The organism is Novosphingobium resinovorum (assembly GCF_001742225.1).
GTDB classification, from domain to species: Bacteria; Pseudomonadota; Alphaproteobacteria; order Sphingomonadales; family Sphingomonadaceae; genus Novosphingobium; species Novosphingobium resinovorum_A.
The window spans coordinates 1,250,654-1,263,220 of sequence record NZ_CP017075.1 but is presented as its reverse complement, the minus strand read 5'-3'; the positions used below and the strand labels follow the sequence as shown (position 1 = coordinate 1,263,220).

The following is a 12,567-nucleotide window of genomic DNA, read 5'->3' as shown; positions in this document are numbered from 1 at the left end:
ATTCTACGAGGCGATCAGACCGTGTGCCCTTAGTGCCGAAAGGATGCCCCCGATCGCGGTGCGCGCGCCGTTATCGACGGTCGAGCCTCCAGTAGGGTCCGTGATCGCGCTCTGCTGCTCGCCGACGACCTTTGTGCCGCCCACCTGATACTCGCCGGAGGCATCGACGATCCCGGTGATATCGACCTTGTCGGTGACCGCCATCTTCACGGCCGGGGAGATGATCAAGACGTTGCCGTCGCCATCGACCTCGATGATGGTCGTGGCCGCCTGCTTCGGCAGAATCGCGCCGTAGTAGATCCCGTCGGACCAGTCGAAGCGACGGCGGGTCGATGGGTTCGCCGGCGCCTTCGTCTTCTTCACCGTGGAGATGTCGCTGCTGCAGAACTTTACCTGCCCGATATCGCCGACGCGCGGGTTGATGCGGATCACGCACGGGCCGCCGCGAAGCGAGAAAACGGGTAGACCATGGATGATGCCATGCGGGATGCCGGTTCCGGCGCCGTCGATCTGATGCACCATCGGTTGCACGTCTACCGTCACGTCCTCGCCGTTGGTGTGGACGGCCTTAACCTCGACAATGGCGGACGTGGCCATGCCGTTCATGATCTGGCGCGCGATGAAATCCGCGACGGAGTAATCGTCTTGCGTCTGGGCTATGCCGCCGAAGCCGGTGTAGTTCTCGGTCATGCCACGTAATCCAGATAATTGCACTCGACGTCGGTGAACCACTGTCCGTTCGGCACCTCTGATTCGAGGCGGTGAGCGATATGGTAGGCGGCCCACTGCCCGCTCGCCGGGGTGAACTGGCTCTCCAGCTGGAGAGCCGCCCCGAAAACGATGTTGGGGTTGTAGATCGAGGAGAACTGGACGCCGCTTTGCGTGTAGCTAGGGTAGCTGACGAGGCCGGTATCCTTAGAGATCAGGACCGCCTGCGCGCCTCGCGCCTTACCCTTCGGCCACACTGCGACGACCTTGGTTGAATCATCGACGTCTGAGAGGCAGTCGATATCCCGGCAGATGGACGCGATCTGAGATTTCGCCGAACCGGGCTTGTAGGGATCGACGAGGGTGGCCGTGACGCCGCTGTTCTCGAAGCTGTAGCCCATCTGCCCCGCAATACCGGACAGCATGAGGGCCGCGTCTACCGATCCCCGGAAGCTGACCGGCCGCACCGGCTTCATCAATTCGAACGCACCAGACTGCGCAGACACATGGAACGCCACGTCGGGAGCTTGGCGGCCGTCTGCCCATGCCTCCATGATCGTCCCGCCAAAGCACATGGCCATGCCAGACTGCTCATCGCCCGCGCTGACGATTACCTGGTTGTATCGCTGGTTTTCGAAGAAGAACTTCTGCGTCACCGTCAGCTTGTTCATCAGGTCCAGCTTCATGCCGTAGACCGTGATATCTGCCTGCGCATAGCCGATGCCAGCGCGGACGATGTTCACCGAGCATCGCAGGTCGTCGAGCGTGACCGTGTCCATGCCCGCCTCGCCGAAGTCGCCTTGCCCCAGCTGAAACTGGAGCGAAATCTTGCGTTTGGAGAAGGCCATCAGCCGTTCCAGACCAACTGGTAGCGTCCAGCGAGCCCCGTGTAGTCAGGCGCGCTGGCGCCCTGCGTGTCGATGAACGTGAAGTCGCCGACGAAGCCGGACGCTGGATCACGAATCAGCCAGACGCGGTCGCAACACAGGATGCCCTGCGCTACCACGAGATCGTTCACCAGCAGGTCGAGGTAGAGCCCGGTGCGCTTTTGGTAGACGCGCAGGCGGCAAGACTGCTGGCCTAGACGGATGCTCAGTTCCTGCGACGGCGACGCGATCAGGGGGACCTGCAGGACCGTCATCGCACATCACCCGTTGCGGCCGTCGAGGCCTTAGGCTGGTTGCTGCCATTGTTGACGGCATCGGCGCTGGCGGCGTCGCGCGTGTTCGAGAAGCTCGAAGACGCGGTCTGCCGGATCTCCTGCAGGACAATTTCAGCCCGCACCATCCCGGCGCCCGCCTCCAGGCTGCGGTCGATCGTGACGCGGGCGATGTTGACGTTGATGAAGATCTGCTCCGGGGTGACCACGGAATAGAGTTCGGTATCCGGCCGAATGGCCTCGATCGAGGCGCAAAAGGCTGAGCGTTCCTCGCGCGTGCCGCCCTTGGTCAGGACGACCCGGTTCATGAAGGGCAGGGCGATCTTGTCGTAAGTCTCGAAGCCACCTTCTTCCAGTGGGTAGTCGGCGAGCCGGTATTCGGCATCGTAGCCGACCGACACGACGCTGTCCGCTTCGAGCGCAAGTTGCTTGGTGCCGACCTTGTAGATGCCCCACTCATAGTCATCGTATCCGGCGACGGTGATCTCGTCGCTGGTCAACTGCTCCTGCGTTCCGGTGCCCGGGTTTTCGGCGGAGCGCTTGACGGCCGGGACGCCGCCTGCCTTCGGGACGTCAGGGTATTCGGGGCCAGCCATCAGGGGGCCACGCCCTGATCAGCCTTGGCCACGGTGTGGCGGCGGACCTGCGCGCGCATGTCGCGCTGGAAGCTGGCGGCATCCTTCGTCTGCACCGTCATATTCTGGATGGTGATGTTGCCACCGCCGCGGCTACTCATGTAGTTCTGGGCGCGGCGAAGATCGCTCGTCGTCTCGTAGCCCTTGGCGGGCCGCAGGAACTTCTCGATCATCGTCCGTGCCGTGCCTGCCGCAGTATTCTGACGGAGCACTGCCTTCCCGCCGTGATCACCGCCGTTCAATTCCCACCACAGGAATTCAAGCTGCTGCTGCAGGTTGGCTGTGGGATTTCCGTTTTTATCGACGCCGTAGCGGCGGCCGAGCTCTGCCTTGCGAGAGCCGAGCCACTGATTGATGCCGAATGCGCCCGAGGTCGGGTTAACGGCCTTGGGGTCCATCTTACTCTCAGCGAACAAGGCCCCCATGATGCCGAGCGTGCGCGCACTACCGACGCCCTTGTTCGTCAGGAACTGCTTGATTTGGGCTTCATTGCCGGAGTTCAAAGCGCCGACCGGCGCCTGACCTCGTGATTGCGCAAGGTTCTGACCACCTGGCTTGGGTGCCTTGTCCGCGTATATCGTGAACAGCCCGCCGAATACCTTGTCTTCCCAAAGCACCTTACGGCCCTCGGAAGAAGACCTCGTCTTCGCGTCGCCGCCGCCAGGAAGGATCGATAGAATTTTTTCGAGACCGTCTGCAACGCGCACGAGAACAGGAACAAGCTTTCCCTGAATGCTCGTGTTAAGCTCGGCCATCTTCTGCTGGACGTCCTCGGTCTTTTTTGCCAGTTCCTCCTGCTGGTCCGCACTTTCCTCGTACTTGTCTAGCAGCTGCTCCACGCTGCTTTGGCCCTTCATCAGGAAATACGTGACAGGCCCACTCAAGCCGATCTGCGAGAGCAGGCTGGAGAACAATTCCGGGTCCATGCGGGACTGCGCGCCCGAGAGTTTGCGCATGATGTCGCCGGGGTTGCTGTTACGCAGGTCATTGCCGCTGACACCCAGGCGAGACAGTATACCAGAGGACGCCGGATCAATCTGCCCCTGCTGGAATGCCATCCGCAGCTTCTGGATCGACTGCAGCGCCGCGTCGGCATCTCCGTTCTGCCCCCCGACGCCCTTCATCGCCTGGCGCCAGGACCACACCTGACGGGTGGTCATACCCATTGTGGTGCCCAAGCGCTCCGCCGACGCTGCGCCGGTCATCATGTTCCCGATCATATCCGTGATCGAGCGGGCGCCCATGAATGCGAGACCCAGGCCAACGACCTCGTTACGGACGTTCTTGATTGAGGAGCCGAACTTCTTGCTCCCGGCCTCCATGCCGTCGAAGGTCTTCTTCGAGTCCTCCCGCAGGCGCTTGGAGCGGTCGCGGATATCGCGCTCGCTATCCTCGAACTCGCTGGTTTCGATGCCGAACTTGATCAGGAATGCGTCTAGGATATGCGTGGCCATGGGAACCCCGAGGTTGTAACCTCAGGCTATCATGGGAACTGACGCCTACGGGCTCGCCTGGCTGCAATCATGCCAATTGTATTGCGGCGGAGCTATGGCTGGGTCGCTGTAGGCCCAGCAAACACCTCGGAATTTCAAATAGTCGTAGGCTTTATCTCGGCGTCTGCACACAGCATCGTCCGGCGCGTGAGCTCCTCCACGGCATTGCTCATCGAGAGACAAAGCCAGAGACTTCATGCCCTCCATCTCTTGATCGGGAGGGCTTGCGTCCGAAGGGGCATCGCTGGCGGGTGATGCATCGCCTTGAGCAGATGGTAACGCCTCCGGCTGGAGATCCTCCTCTGCCGGCGTCGGGTCGCGCGGTTCCACGAATTGCGATGGATATGTCGCAAGTGGAAAGGGCGCTTCAGTTATATCATCAATCGGCTGTTCCGCGTTGATCGTTCCGGCGAAGTACAACCCTATTACGATCGCGACCAATGCGCCCAACGGACCGGCATAGTTAGCCACGTATTGAATGAATGTCGGAGCCGGTAAGGGTTCAATTTCATGCCCGCAATATCTGCAGACGACAGCCTCATTCCGAATGGCTTCCGCGCAGTACACACATCTGCGCATCTTTCCGCTATTGACCGACCTGCGTTCCAGCGCATCTGTATCGGTAGGCATCAGTGCAGTGACGATAACCCACAATGGACCAAACAAAAGTCCCAGGAGGGAGTGAAGGCAACCGCTTCTGCCTTTCGCGTTGGCCATTATTTCGCAGGCAAACGCGCAAAGTAGCCAGAATATTAATAAGCCGATGAACCCCATGTCGTGCTTTTCAGCACGAACGCTATGTTTCCACAAGGCGACGAATCATCCACCTGGATCGCGTTTTGCCGCCTCCGTGGCCCGTCGCTCGTTCTGGTTGCCGACGGCCATCACCTCCAGCAGGTCGTACACGTCCTCAAGGCCGTACACCGTCTGCAGGTCGATCAGGCTGGCTCGACCTGCTCCAATGGCGGCTCCGCAGGATCCGGGGACGTTTGCGTACGGGGTCGGCTCGAATTGCGCGCCGTCATGGCCATCAAGGTCGAGATGGCGGCGCTGATCGAAAAACCCACGTGCAGCTCAAGCGCCTCCGCACGCAGCTTGAGCAGGGTGGGCACTTCCTCGATGTCGCCGTCATTCACCTCGGTAGGCATGATCAGGCCGCGCGTCATCGGGCGGCCGGTCATCGGGTCCTTGGCGGCCGCGTCCGGGACGAAGTGGATGCAGGCGACCATCTCGGCGAGGAGCGGCTCCGCTTCGTCGAAGCTTAACTGCCGGAAGGCGTCGAGGCCGATCGCCAGCAGGCCGATGGCCCCCGCCTGCATGACATCGTCCGGAACCTCCACGCCCGCCTTGGACAGCGTGAGCAGGGCGCGCGTGGCCCATTTCTCGCTGTCCCAGGCGGACTTCTCGACGATCAGGAACGACTTCCCCTTGTCGCGACCCTCGGCGTCGATCGTGACGATCTTGTGTTTGCGAGCCATGTCCGCCCCTTAGCCGATGTAGGGAGCGGGGTAGTGACGCTCCCACTCGATGATGAACGGGCGAGGCTGGGACGTCTTGCGCAGGGCCGGGATGGGCTTGTAGCTGCGCAGGAAGCCCCGGTAGAGCGTGTGCTGGCGCTTCACGCCTGGGATGATCAGCGTGCCCGATGCCGCGGACTTCTCGCGGCGGTTGCGCTCATAGGTCGCCCACACGTCGAAGAAGTCGTTGCTCTCGCTGTCCGCCTGCAGGTTGATCGTCTGACGGAATGAGGTGGGCACGTAACCGGCGCTGAGACGGCCGTCGACGCCCATCACCATCTCGCCCGGCTCGACGGCATCGATGTCGGTGATGTCGTCGGTCGAGAACCCCTGGATGCGCTGGGCCACCGGGAAGATGAGGTCCACGGCGATCAGGAGGATCGCATTGGCGCTCGTGAGGGTGCGATTGTTCGCCATGTTCGATGCCCCTTACTGGACGAGGACGCTGGAGAGCGTGATGGTCTGGACCGACTGGCCATCGGTGTAGAACACGTAGCAGGGCGGTGAACCGCGCTGAGCGCGCACGGCCGGGCTCGCATCCGAGATCTGGATGAACCAGCCTCGCTGTTCGACGGTGTCGGCAATGTCGCCGCCGGCCATGGTGTTGATCTCGGCCTTCTGCTGCGCGCTCAGGGTCACACCCGCGCGGATTGCGCCGAAGTTGACGGCATCGTCCACCACACCTCGCAGGGATGCCTCGATCAGTGCATAGCCATCCGCGTTATACGGGATCGAGCCGACCGAGGTCAGCAGGTTCATCAGGGCCAGCTGGAAGGCGTTGTTCATCCAGACCTGACAGACCCAGCTGTCGATCCAGTCGAAGTCGCCGGTGACCTGGCCGGGGAAGAAGAACGTGAACTCGTCGTTGGCGGTCGAGTAGGAGCCGACGAAGTTGTACCCGTTCGCCTTCAGGTTGGCAGCGACGGTGGCGTTCGTGACGCCCGGGTTCACGGATCCGGTGCGGAATGCCAGCGTGGCCCGGCCGTTTGCCGCGGTGAAGTTGATTGAGGCGATGGCGCCCATGAGGAAGGCCGCGACCGACGCGCCATTGTTGGGGTCGTAGATGCCGACGATCGAGCCGTAGCCGTCGGCGATCGCCTGCGCGAGTGCGCTGGTCGTGTCGCCCGTGGCCTTCGCAGCCGGATTGTTGTCCCACGACACATAGAGGAACCGGCTGTTCTGCCCGTCTGCCCACGCGCCGAATGCGAGCTTCTCGCTGTCGGTCGTGGTGAACGTGGTCATGAACGACACGAAATCCTGCGTGTTGTCGATGACCTCGGCCATGCCGGTAGCGGGCGTCTTCGCTGCCTGACCCTGGCTGATGACCGCGCCGGCCGCCTGAGTAAGGCGCAGGGGCGTGGAGAGCGTGCCCGTTGCGTACACGGCCGTCGCGGTGGCGCCGGTTGCAGTCGAGGTGAAGACGAAGGCGCCGGAAACGCTGTCATAGGTGACGGCGAAGTTCGGCGTGGTGAAGCCCGCCTGGATCAGATCCGCCGCGTTCGAGAAGCTCGTCGCGCCCGCCAGATTGATCGCTGCCGACGTGGCCGCGACGCCCCCGAAGTTCACGGTGAGCACGCCGGTCAGCGCCTGCAGCTGGGCGAGCGTCAAATCATCGACGCGCGCGCTGCGCAGGAAACCCGGAATCGCCGCCTGGGCGTAGCGCCAGAAAACCAGCGAGGCGGGCTTGACCGTCGAGTTGTCGTAGCCGGCGAAATAGATCGCAGCCAGCGTCGCCTCGGTCGAGAGGGGGCCGAAATAGGCCGCGACATCAGGTGCCGACGCGAACGACAGGCGCGATCCTGCCGGGACACGGCTGCTGTCGGTCAGCATCAGGCCGATGATGTCCAGGCCCGAGCCACCAGCAGCGATGACGGCGGGCAGGACGTTCACGATTGCCGATGCGGGAATGCTCGTCATCTTAGGTGACCTCCACCAAGGTTGTAATCAGATTGTCGGCGAATTCGGCCGGGAGCGTCACTGCGAGGTTGGTCTGCAGCACGCCGCGCATGGTCCAGCGCTGGAGATACTGCTTCTCGCCGGTCACCAGCGGCATCTGCGCGCCGTCGTCGCAGAAGAGGGGGGCGAGGCCGAAGGGGCGAAGGAAATCGACGCCATAGGCATCCCGGAATAGCGTCGTGATGACCTGCACGTTGTCCGAGGCGTTCGGTCCGTAGGTGTCGAGTTGGAAGTGCATCGAGGTCGATCGGCTGATTTCCTTCTCCCCCTCCTCAGGGTCGTAGGTGTGCACCGTCTGCGACAGCTGCTGGCGCGCCGATGCCGTCATGACCACGAAGTTTTCGCGCGTCGGCATCGGCACGTTGTTGTCCTGGCCCTGGAAGACTTCAACATCGTCCGCGAGCACGTTGAGCAGGAACGCGCGCAGGCCGGTGAATATCTGCTCCTCGGTCAGCGAGACGCTCGGCTTCTGGCTGACGACCTCGCCCTGAGGGAGGTAGAGGTGGCCGTTCCACGTATCGCTCATGCCTTCTGCCTCGTGAGGCCGACCTTGCACCATCCGGCCGTCACCCATCCCTCAAGGACGGCGGTGACAAGCCACTTGGAGCCGCGAAGGTCAGCGGGAATTGTGAGATCGGTGCCGATGGTGATGACGTCGGCGCCCTTGTTCTTGACCGCGTCCACGCCCGACAACTGCATGTTCGCGAAGGCGGACGTCTCGGTGCCCTGGATATTCAGCGCATCGAGATGCTCGATCTCCGGCTTGGTCAGCGCCTGCATCTGGATCGTGATGGGCACGGCATCGGCAAATGCGGGCTCGCGCTTACCCGCCGGCGACGTGATGTAGCCCGTCGAAACCTGCGCCGCGCCCTCTACGTTCGGGTTCATGCGACTGGTCGCGCGGTTGGCGATGGCCCGCAGGTTCACCATCACTCGACCTCCGAGGCGACACTGCTGAGCATCTGGCCGGACCAGACGAGCGGCTTGCCAGGTGCCGCTACCTCGCCGTTGGCGACGTCGATACGAGCCTGCTGCACGTCATCGAACTTCACGCCGACGCCAGTGGGGAACCGCTCCTTCAGGAGGTCGGTCACCGGCGAGTTGGGAACGCTGTCGAAACCGATGATCTCGGTGCGAAGCTGATCGGACATTCCGACGCCCATCAACTCGAGCGCGGCCTTCACGTCATAGTCCGTCGACTGCAGCACGACAGCGAACTTCTCGCCCCATTCCGGCGAGCAGCGCAGGACCATGTCGGTGAAGAACGGGCGGGCAGGGATGCCAGCCTCGGGCGCGCCAAAGTTGTTGATCGCGGCGACCGTGGGCACGTTGAGGTCGCCGTCGGGGTAGGAGGCGCCTTCGAGGAAACCAACGCGGACCTCCTGCGCAGACAGGACACGGTCGCGCAGCGCGGCCATGGCCTCCGCCAGCTTATCGCCGCCGGTTACCTCCGCCACCGGGCGCTCCTCCACGGATCGGTGATGCGCGGCGGGGCAGGGACGTACATGGCGCTGCGCAGGCCCTTGGTCGCCTGCCAGAATGCAAAGCCGTAACTGGTCTGTTGGAACCACGCCGCGGTGCCTGCCTCAAGGCCGGTGTCGAAGCTGACCGTCACGCCGCCCTCGGTCGCAGAGCTCACGCGCCCGACCATGCCGTCGGGCGTGCCGCCTGGCGACTGGGCGCCTGCACCCACCGCGATATGCGCGGTCAGCATGTTGAGCAGCAACAGGCGAACGGTGACGTCCCCGACGGGCGAGGCGTCGGTGTTATCGAGGTACAGCCCAGCCTCGGCAAAGAATAGGGCGGCCCGCTGTTCGCCGACCGCCCCAAACTCAGGATACCGAGTGATCCAGGCGGTATAGTCAAATACCGCGATGGCCATGTGCGATCCTTACTTCTTGTCGTCGGCGACGACCTCGACACCGAGTTCCTCGGCCGACTTCTGCTCCAGGCCGGTGGCGACCTCGCCATTCATCTCGGCCGCTTCCGCTTCCGGATCCTTGGAAGTCGACGAGAAGATCGCGCCGGTCTGCAGCGGCTTGAAGTCGCCCACGGCGTCCGACCATGCCGCGAACCAGTCGGCATCGACATCGCGGGTCAGGCCGTAGCCGCCGGTGAGGTACGGCTCGCGGGTGACCGGGTCGATGGCCTTGCCGCCCTTGAAGACGACGGTTTTCCCGCCGTGCTCGGCTGCGAAGTCGAACGGCAGCTTCGAGCACACGGTGAGGGTGGCGGCCGCGACGGCAGCGGCGGTGTTGGTGGCAGCGGCCATGGATCAAGCTCCCAGCATCTGGACGATGGCGATCGGGTAGCGCAGGACATTGCCCCACGTACCGGCGGACTTCTTCTGCTCCCAGCCCGAGGCCATCACGAGCACCGGGTGGAGGCGCATCTTCTCGGTGAATGCGGACTTGGTGACCGGCATGCCCTTCACGTCGCGCAGCTTCAGCTGCATCAGGTTGCCCGAGCCGGTGACGAACTCGGGAATGACCGTGATATTCACGTTCGGGAACGACTGCTGGATGATTTCCTTCACCGTCTTTCCGAAGTCGTTCGTCTTGGCGAGCGCCGGTTCGAGAGTGTTCGGGATACCCCAGTCCATCGCCGAGGACATGTTCACGAGAGCAGGCATCTGGACCTGCAGCTGCTTGTACATTTTCATGAAATCGTTGTAGATTTCGATGACCGTACCGACATCCCAGGTCAGGCCGCCGGCGGCCTTGGTGCCCGGCGAGATCGCGGCCGGGAGCGCAGGGTCGTTGGTACCTCCGTACAGCTTCAGACCAGTCACGCCGTAGAAGTAGCTGGCGTTGAGCGCGCGATTCAGGGTCTCGCTGCTAGCCTCGCTCTGCAGCGATGCCCAATCGATGCGTGCCTCTCCATACTTCTCCAGTTCACGCTCACCCCAGCGGGTGAAGGTCTGGAAGTGGAAGGACTGGCGGCTGACCCAGTTGGCGTTCGCGCCCGACTTGCCGTTGTTGTTGAAGTCGCCGTATGCCGACGTGAAGCCGGTCAGCTCGGTCAGCGGGAACGACGCGGTGTCCGTGGTCCAGTCGCCCATCTTCTCTTCGCCGTAGAACTCGGCGGCGACGGTGGGCTGGAACACGACCTTGATCTGGCGCGGATCGATGTACGTGGTGAACAGCGACGGCACGCCAGCGTTCGGCACGCTGAACAGGGCGGGCTGCGCGTCCATGGCAATGTCCGCGTTCTCGCGCCAGCCCTCGGGCATGTATTCGAGGCCGGAGGGCAGGATGACGCCGCCGCGCGCCAGGCGATTGCGATGTTCCGAAAGGCGAGGGGTGGTCATATCAGAAGCCCTTGTCCGAGATGATGATGACGTCGCCGGAAACACCGGCGGTCATGGCGAAGAACTTCTTCTCCTCGCTGCCGGCGACGGTGGCGCCAGCAGCGGCGAAGGTGATCGCGCCGGTCGTGGTGTTGACGAACACCTTCTGGCCGATCGTGACGGTTGCGGTCGCGCGCACGAAGAAGTCGCCGCCGTTGTAGAGCGTGACCTCCATGCCCGCATTGATGGTCATCGTGGATTCGGCCATGTAGCCGGTGATGACCGCGCGCTGCTTGAGGCCGACAAAGCCCTGGCGGTTGGCGTTCGAGCCCGGCTTGGCATTGGTGACGACACCGGTCGTGTCATCGGCCCATGCCCATGCGGCGATCAGGACGCCCAGCGGGCCAGCCGTCAGTTCGCCGGAGAGCGCGGGCACGCTCGAATAGGGGTTCGCGGTCGCGAAGTCGCCGGGCATGCCAAGGGCGAGGTTGCGGGCGACGCTGGTCTGGAAACCGGTCATGGCTTACTTGCTCCCGTAGAGATCGGCGAAGCTGTCGTTCGCACGCTTGGTGGCGGCACTATCGAGCGCCAGCGGCTGCTTCGGCTTTGCCAGTTCGACCTCGCGTGCGACCATGGCGCGCAGCGTGGAGACTTTGGCACCCTTGAGGTCGGCCTTGTCATAGCCTGCGGTGTCGAGGGCGAAGGCGTAGATGGCCTGCGCGCTGTCCATGCCGACGACTTCGCCGACGAGCGGCTTCACGTCCGCGCGCGCCTGATCGAGGGCGGCAACGCGGCGAGCGCCGCGATCTTCGGCCTGCGAGATCAGCTTGCGCACGGTGGCGGCGTCCATGCCCTTGGGCTTGTCGTCGTCATCCTCGTCTTCCGCGCCGTCGGGATCTTCATCCTCGGCAGCGTCCGGATCGTCGTCTTCGGCGGCCTCCGGGTCTTCATCCTCGGCTTCCTCGATCTTGTCCTCGTCGAGGGCCATCGGAGAAATCGAGGCAATCACAGCGCCGATGCCGTCGAGGTCGATCGACTTGTCGGCCGCGAGGTGAGGGGCAACCAGTGCAAGCACCTGCTCGGCGGCCTTCTTGCGGCCGCTGGCCTTGCCGAGCGACGCAGCATCGCAGGCCATCAGGGCGCTGCTCAGGTCCACCTTGGCGTCGGCGGCGAGCAGCGGGCGGACCGTGGCCTGCAGAGCCCCGGAAATCATAAGCGCGGTGCGCGACTTGAGCTTCATCAGTTCGTCTCCGACAACAACGTCAGGACCAGCGCGCCCTTCAATGACGAGTGCAACGTGGTTGCCCATGATGTCCCGCATTACACCGTCGTAATGCAAACCGTCGGCCGTCTGGCCGGGGGTCATGTCGGCGCGGTAGCGGTAGCCGCAGGAGAGCTCTCGCTGCGTCTCGTCGTCGATCGCCTGCTGGTAGCGGGCAGACCAGACAACCAGGCTGTTCTGCAGGTACGGGATCACGAACACGGCGTCGGTGCCGGTGCTGCCGATCTTCACCTCATTCGGGATTTCGTCGTCCCAGAGGTCGGGGTTGACCGGTAGGTGCTCGGACAGAAGCGGGATGTTGTTGAAGGTGTGGGCGCCGCGCGCCAGTTCCTCGGGATCGCGGTAGAGCCGATAGACGCGATCCGGCTCAAGCCCCAGGTCGCGCCAGTTCGGGATTTCCGAACCCATGTAGGGGCAGATGTTCGCTTTCGAGAGATTGCTGATCTCGACGTGGAGGTAGCCGTTGGCGTCGCGGCGGCGCACCGATGCGCGATCCATAGCGAGGAGAATGGTAGTCATCTGCGGCGG

General features: G+C 63.3%; 17 protein-coding genes. All 17 read right to left on the bottom strand.

Annotation, left to right across the window (positions count from 1 at the left end):
- Window positions 1–3: 3 nt before the first annotated feature.
- A complete protein-coding gene (locus BES08_RS05910) occupies window positions 4–690 on the bottom strand; it encodes a Gp138 family membrane-puncturing spike protein (RefSeq protein ID WP_069707801.1) in 687 nt (228 codons plus the stop codon).
- Entirely contained in the window at window positions 687–1,556 is an 870-nt protein-coding gene (locus BES08_RS05905) for a baseplate hub protein (protein ID WP_069707800.1), read from the bottom strand. Before BES08_RS05905 ends, BES08_RS05910 begins: the two co-directional genes overlap by 4 nt.
- Complete coding sequence (locus BES08_RS05900; RefSeq protein WP_069707799.1) at window positions 1,556–1,849, bottom strand: phage baseplate plug family protein; 294 nt, start codon at window positions 1,847–1,849, stop codon at window positions 1,556–1,558. Before BES08_RS05900 ends, BES08_RS05905 begins: the two co-directional genes overlap by 1 nt.
- Complete coding sequence (locus BES08_RS05895) at window positions 1,846–2,463, bottom strand: hypothetical protein (RefSeq protein WP_069707798.1); 618 nt, start codon at window positions 2,461–2,463, stop codon at window positions 1,846–1,848. Before BES08_RS05895 ends, BES08_RS05900 begins: the two co-directional genes overlap by 4 nt.
- Window positions 2,463–3,956 (bottom strand): phage tail tip lysozyme, encoded by a 1,494-nt coding sequence (locus BES08_RS05890; RefSeq protein ID WP_069707797.1) that lies wholly within the window; start codon window positions 3,954–3,956, stop codon window positions 2,463–2,465. The genes BES08_RS05895 and BES08_RS05890 overlap by 1 nt, the downstream gene beginning before the upstream one ends.
- Window positions 3,957–4,001: 45 nt before the next feature.
- Window positions 4,002–4,769, bottom strand: coding sequence for a hypothetical protein (locus tag BES08_RS32685; RefSeq protein ID WP_156799777.1), 768 nt, complete (start codon window positions 4,767–4,769; stop codon window positions 4,002–4,004).
- Between the two features lie 164 nt (window positions 4,770–4,933).
- Complete coding sequence (locus BES08_RS05885) at window positions 4,934–5,473, bottom strand: hypothetical protein (protein WP_069707796.1); 540 nt, start codon at window positions 5,471–5,473, stop codon at window positions 4,934–4,936.
- 9 nt (window positions 5,474–5,482) lie between these two features.
- Window positions 5,483–5,929: a phage tail fiber protein gene (locus BES08_RS05880; protein WP_069707795.1), complete on the bottom strand. Its 447-nt coding sequence runs from the start codon at window positions 5,927–5,929 to the stop codon at window positions 5,483–5,485.
- 12 nt (window positions 5,930–5,941) lie between these two features.
- Entirely contained in the window at window positions 5,942–7,429 is a 1,488-nt protein-coding gene (locus tag BES08_RS05875; RefSeq protein WP_069707794.1) for a DUF3383 domain-containing protein, read from the bottom strand.
- 1 nt (window position 7,430) lies between these two features.
- Complete coding sequence (locus BES08_RS05870) at window positions 7,431–7,994, bottom strand: phage neck terminator protein (RefSeq protein ID WP_083274593.1); 564 nt, start codon at window positions 7,992–7,994, stop codon at window positions 7,431–7,433.
- The gene (locus BES08_RS05865; protein WP_083274592.1) at window positions 7,991–8,398 is read right to left on the bottom strand and encodes a hypothetical protein; all 408 of its coding nucleotides are present in this window, start codon (window positions 8,396–8,398) and stop codon (window positions 7,991–7,993) included. The genes BES08_RS05870 and BES08_RS05865 overlap by 4 nt, the downstream gene beginning before the upstream one ends.
- Window positions 8,398–8,925 (bottom strand): hypothetical protein, encoded by a 528-nt coding sequence (locus BES08_RS05860; RefSeq protein WP_156799776.1) that lies wholly within the window; start codon window positions 8,923–8,925, stop codon window positions 8,398–8,400. The genes BES08_RS05865 and BES08_RS05860 overlap by 1 nt, the downstream gene beginning before the upstream one ends.
- Window positions 8,913–9,350, bottom strand: coding sequence for a DUF4054 domain-containing protein (locus BES08_RS05855; protein ID WP_069707793.1), 438 nt, complete (start codon window positions 9,348–9,350; stop codon window positions 8,913–8,915). The genes BES08_RS05860 and BES08_RS05855 overlap by 13 nt, the downstream gene beginning before the upstream one ends.
- A 9-nt stretch (window positions 9,351–9,359) precedes the next feature.
- A complete protein-coding gene (locus tag BES08_RS05850) occupies window positions 9,360–9,740 on the bottom strand; it encodes a hypothetical protein (RefSeq protein WP_069707792.1) in 381 nt (126 codons plus the stop codon).
- Between the two features lie 3 nt (window positions 9,741–9,743).
- A complete protein-coding gene (locus tag BES08_RS05845) occupies window positions 9,744–10,778 on the bottom strand; it encodes a major capsid family protein (RefSeq protein WP_069707791.1) in 1,035 nt (344 codons plus the stop codon).
- 1 nt (window position 10,779) lies between these two features.
- A complete protein-coding gene (locus BES08_RS05840) occupies window positions 10,780–11,277 on the bottom strand; it encodes a structural cement protein Gp24 (RefSeq protein ID WP_069707790.1) in 498 nt (165 codons plus the stop codon).
- Window positions 11,278–11,280: 3 nt separating this feature from the next.
- Entirely contained in the window at window positions 11,281–12,558 is a 1,278-nt protein-coding gene (locus tag BES08_RS05835; protein WP_069707789.1) for a DUF2213 domain-containing protein, read from the bottom strand.
- Window positions 12,559–12,567: the final 9 nt, after the last annotated feature.

Bases quoted from the DNA above. Each gene is read 5' to 3' on its own strand.
- BES08_RS05865 (WP_083274592.1), bottom strand. From the start codon at position 8,398: ATGGTGAACCTGCGGGCCATCGCCAACCGCGCGACCAGTCGCATGAAC.
- BES08_RS05845 (WP_069707791.1), bottom strand. From the start codon at position 10,778: ATGACCACCCCTCGCCTTTCGGAACATCGCAATCGCCTGGCGCGCGGC.
- BES08_RS05880 (WP_069707795.1), bottom strand. From the start codon at position 5,929: ATGGCGAACAATCGCACCCTCACGAGCGCCAATGCGATCCTCCTGATC.
- BES08_RS05875 (WP_069707794.1), bottom strand. From the start codon at position 7,429: ATGACGAGCATTCCCGCATCGGCAATCGTGAACGTCCTGCCCGCCGTC.
- BES08_RS05850 (WP_069707792.1), bottom strand. From the start codon at position 9,740: ATGGCCGCTGCCACCAACACCGCCGCTGCCGTCGCGGCCGCCACCCTC.
- BES08_RS05835 (WP_069707789.1), bottom strand. From the start codon at position 12,558: ATGACTACCATTCTCCTCGCTATGGATCGCGCATCGGTGCGCCGCCGC.
- BES08_RS05900 (WP_069707799.1), bottom strand. From the start codon at position 1,849: ATGACGGTCCTGCAGGTCCCCCTGATCGCGTCGCCGTCGCAGGAACTG.
- BES08_RS05905 (WP_069707800.1), bottom strand. From the start codon at position 1,556: ATGGCCTTCTCCAAACGCAAGATTTCGCTCCAGTTTCAGCTGGGGCAA.
- BES08_RS32685 (WP_156799777.1), bottom strand. From the start codon at position 4,769: ATGGGGTTCATCGGCTTATTAATATTCTGGCTACTTTGCGCGTTTGCC.
- BES08_RS05840 (WP_069707790.1), bottom strand. From the start codon at position 11,277: ATGACCGGTTTCCAGACCAGCGTCGCCCGCAACCTCGCCCTTGGCATG.
- BES08_RS05910 (WP_069707801.1), bottom strand. From the start codon at position 690: ATGACCGAGAACTACACCGGCTTCGGCGGCATAGCCCAGACGCAAGAC.
- BES08_RS05890 (WP_069707797.1), bottom strand. From the start codon at position 3,956: ATGGCCACGCATATCCTAGACGCATTCCTGATCAAGTTCGGCATCGAA.
- BES08_RS05855 (WP_069707793.1), bottom strand. From the start codon at position 9,350: ATGGCCATCGCGGTATTTGACTATACCGCCTGGATCACTCGGTATCCT.
- BES08_RS05870 (WP_083274593.1), bottom strand. From the start codon at position 7,994: ATGAGCGATACGTGGAACGGCCACCTCTACCTCCCTCAGGGCGAGGTC.
- BES08_RS05885 (WP_069707796.1), bottom strand. From the start codon at position 5,473: ATGGCTCGCAAACACAAGATCGTCACGATCGACGCCGAGGGTCGCGAC.
- BES08_RS05895 (WP_069707798.1), bottom strand. From the start codon at position 2,463: ATGGCTGGCCCCGAATACCCTGACGTCCCGAAGGCAGGCGGCGTCCCG.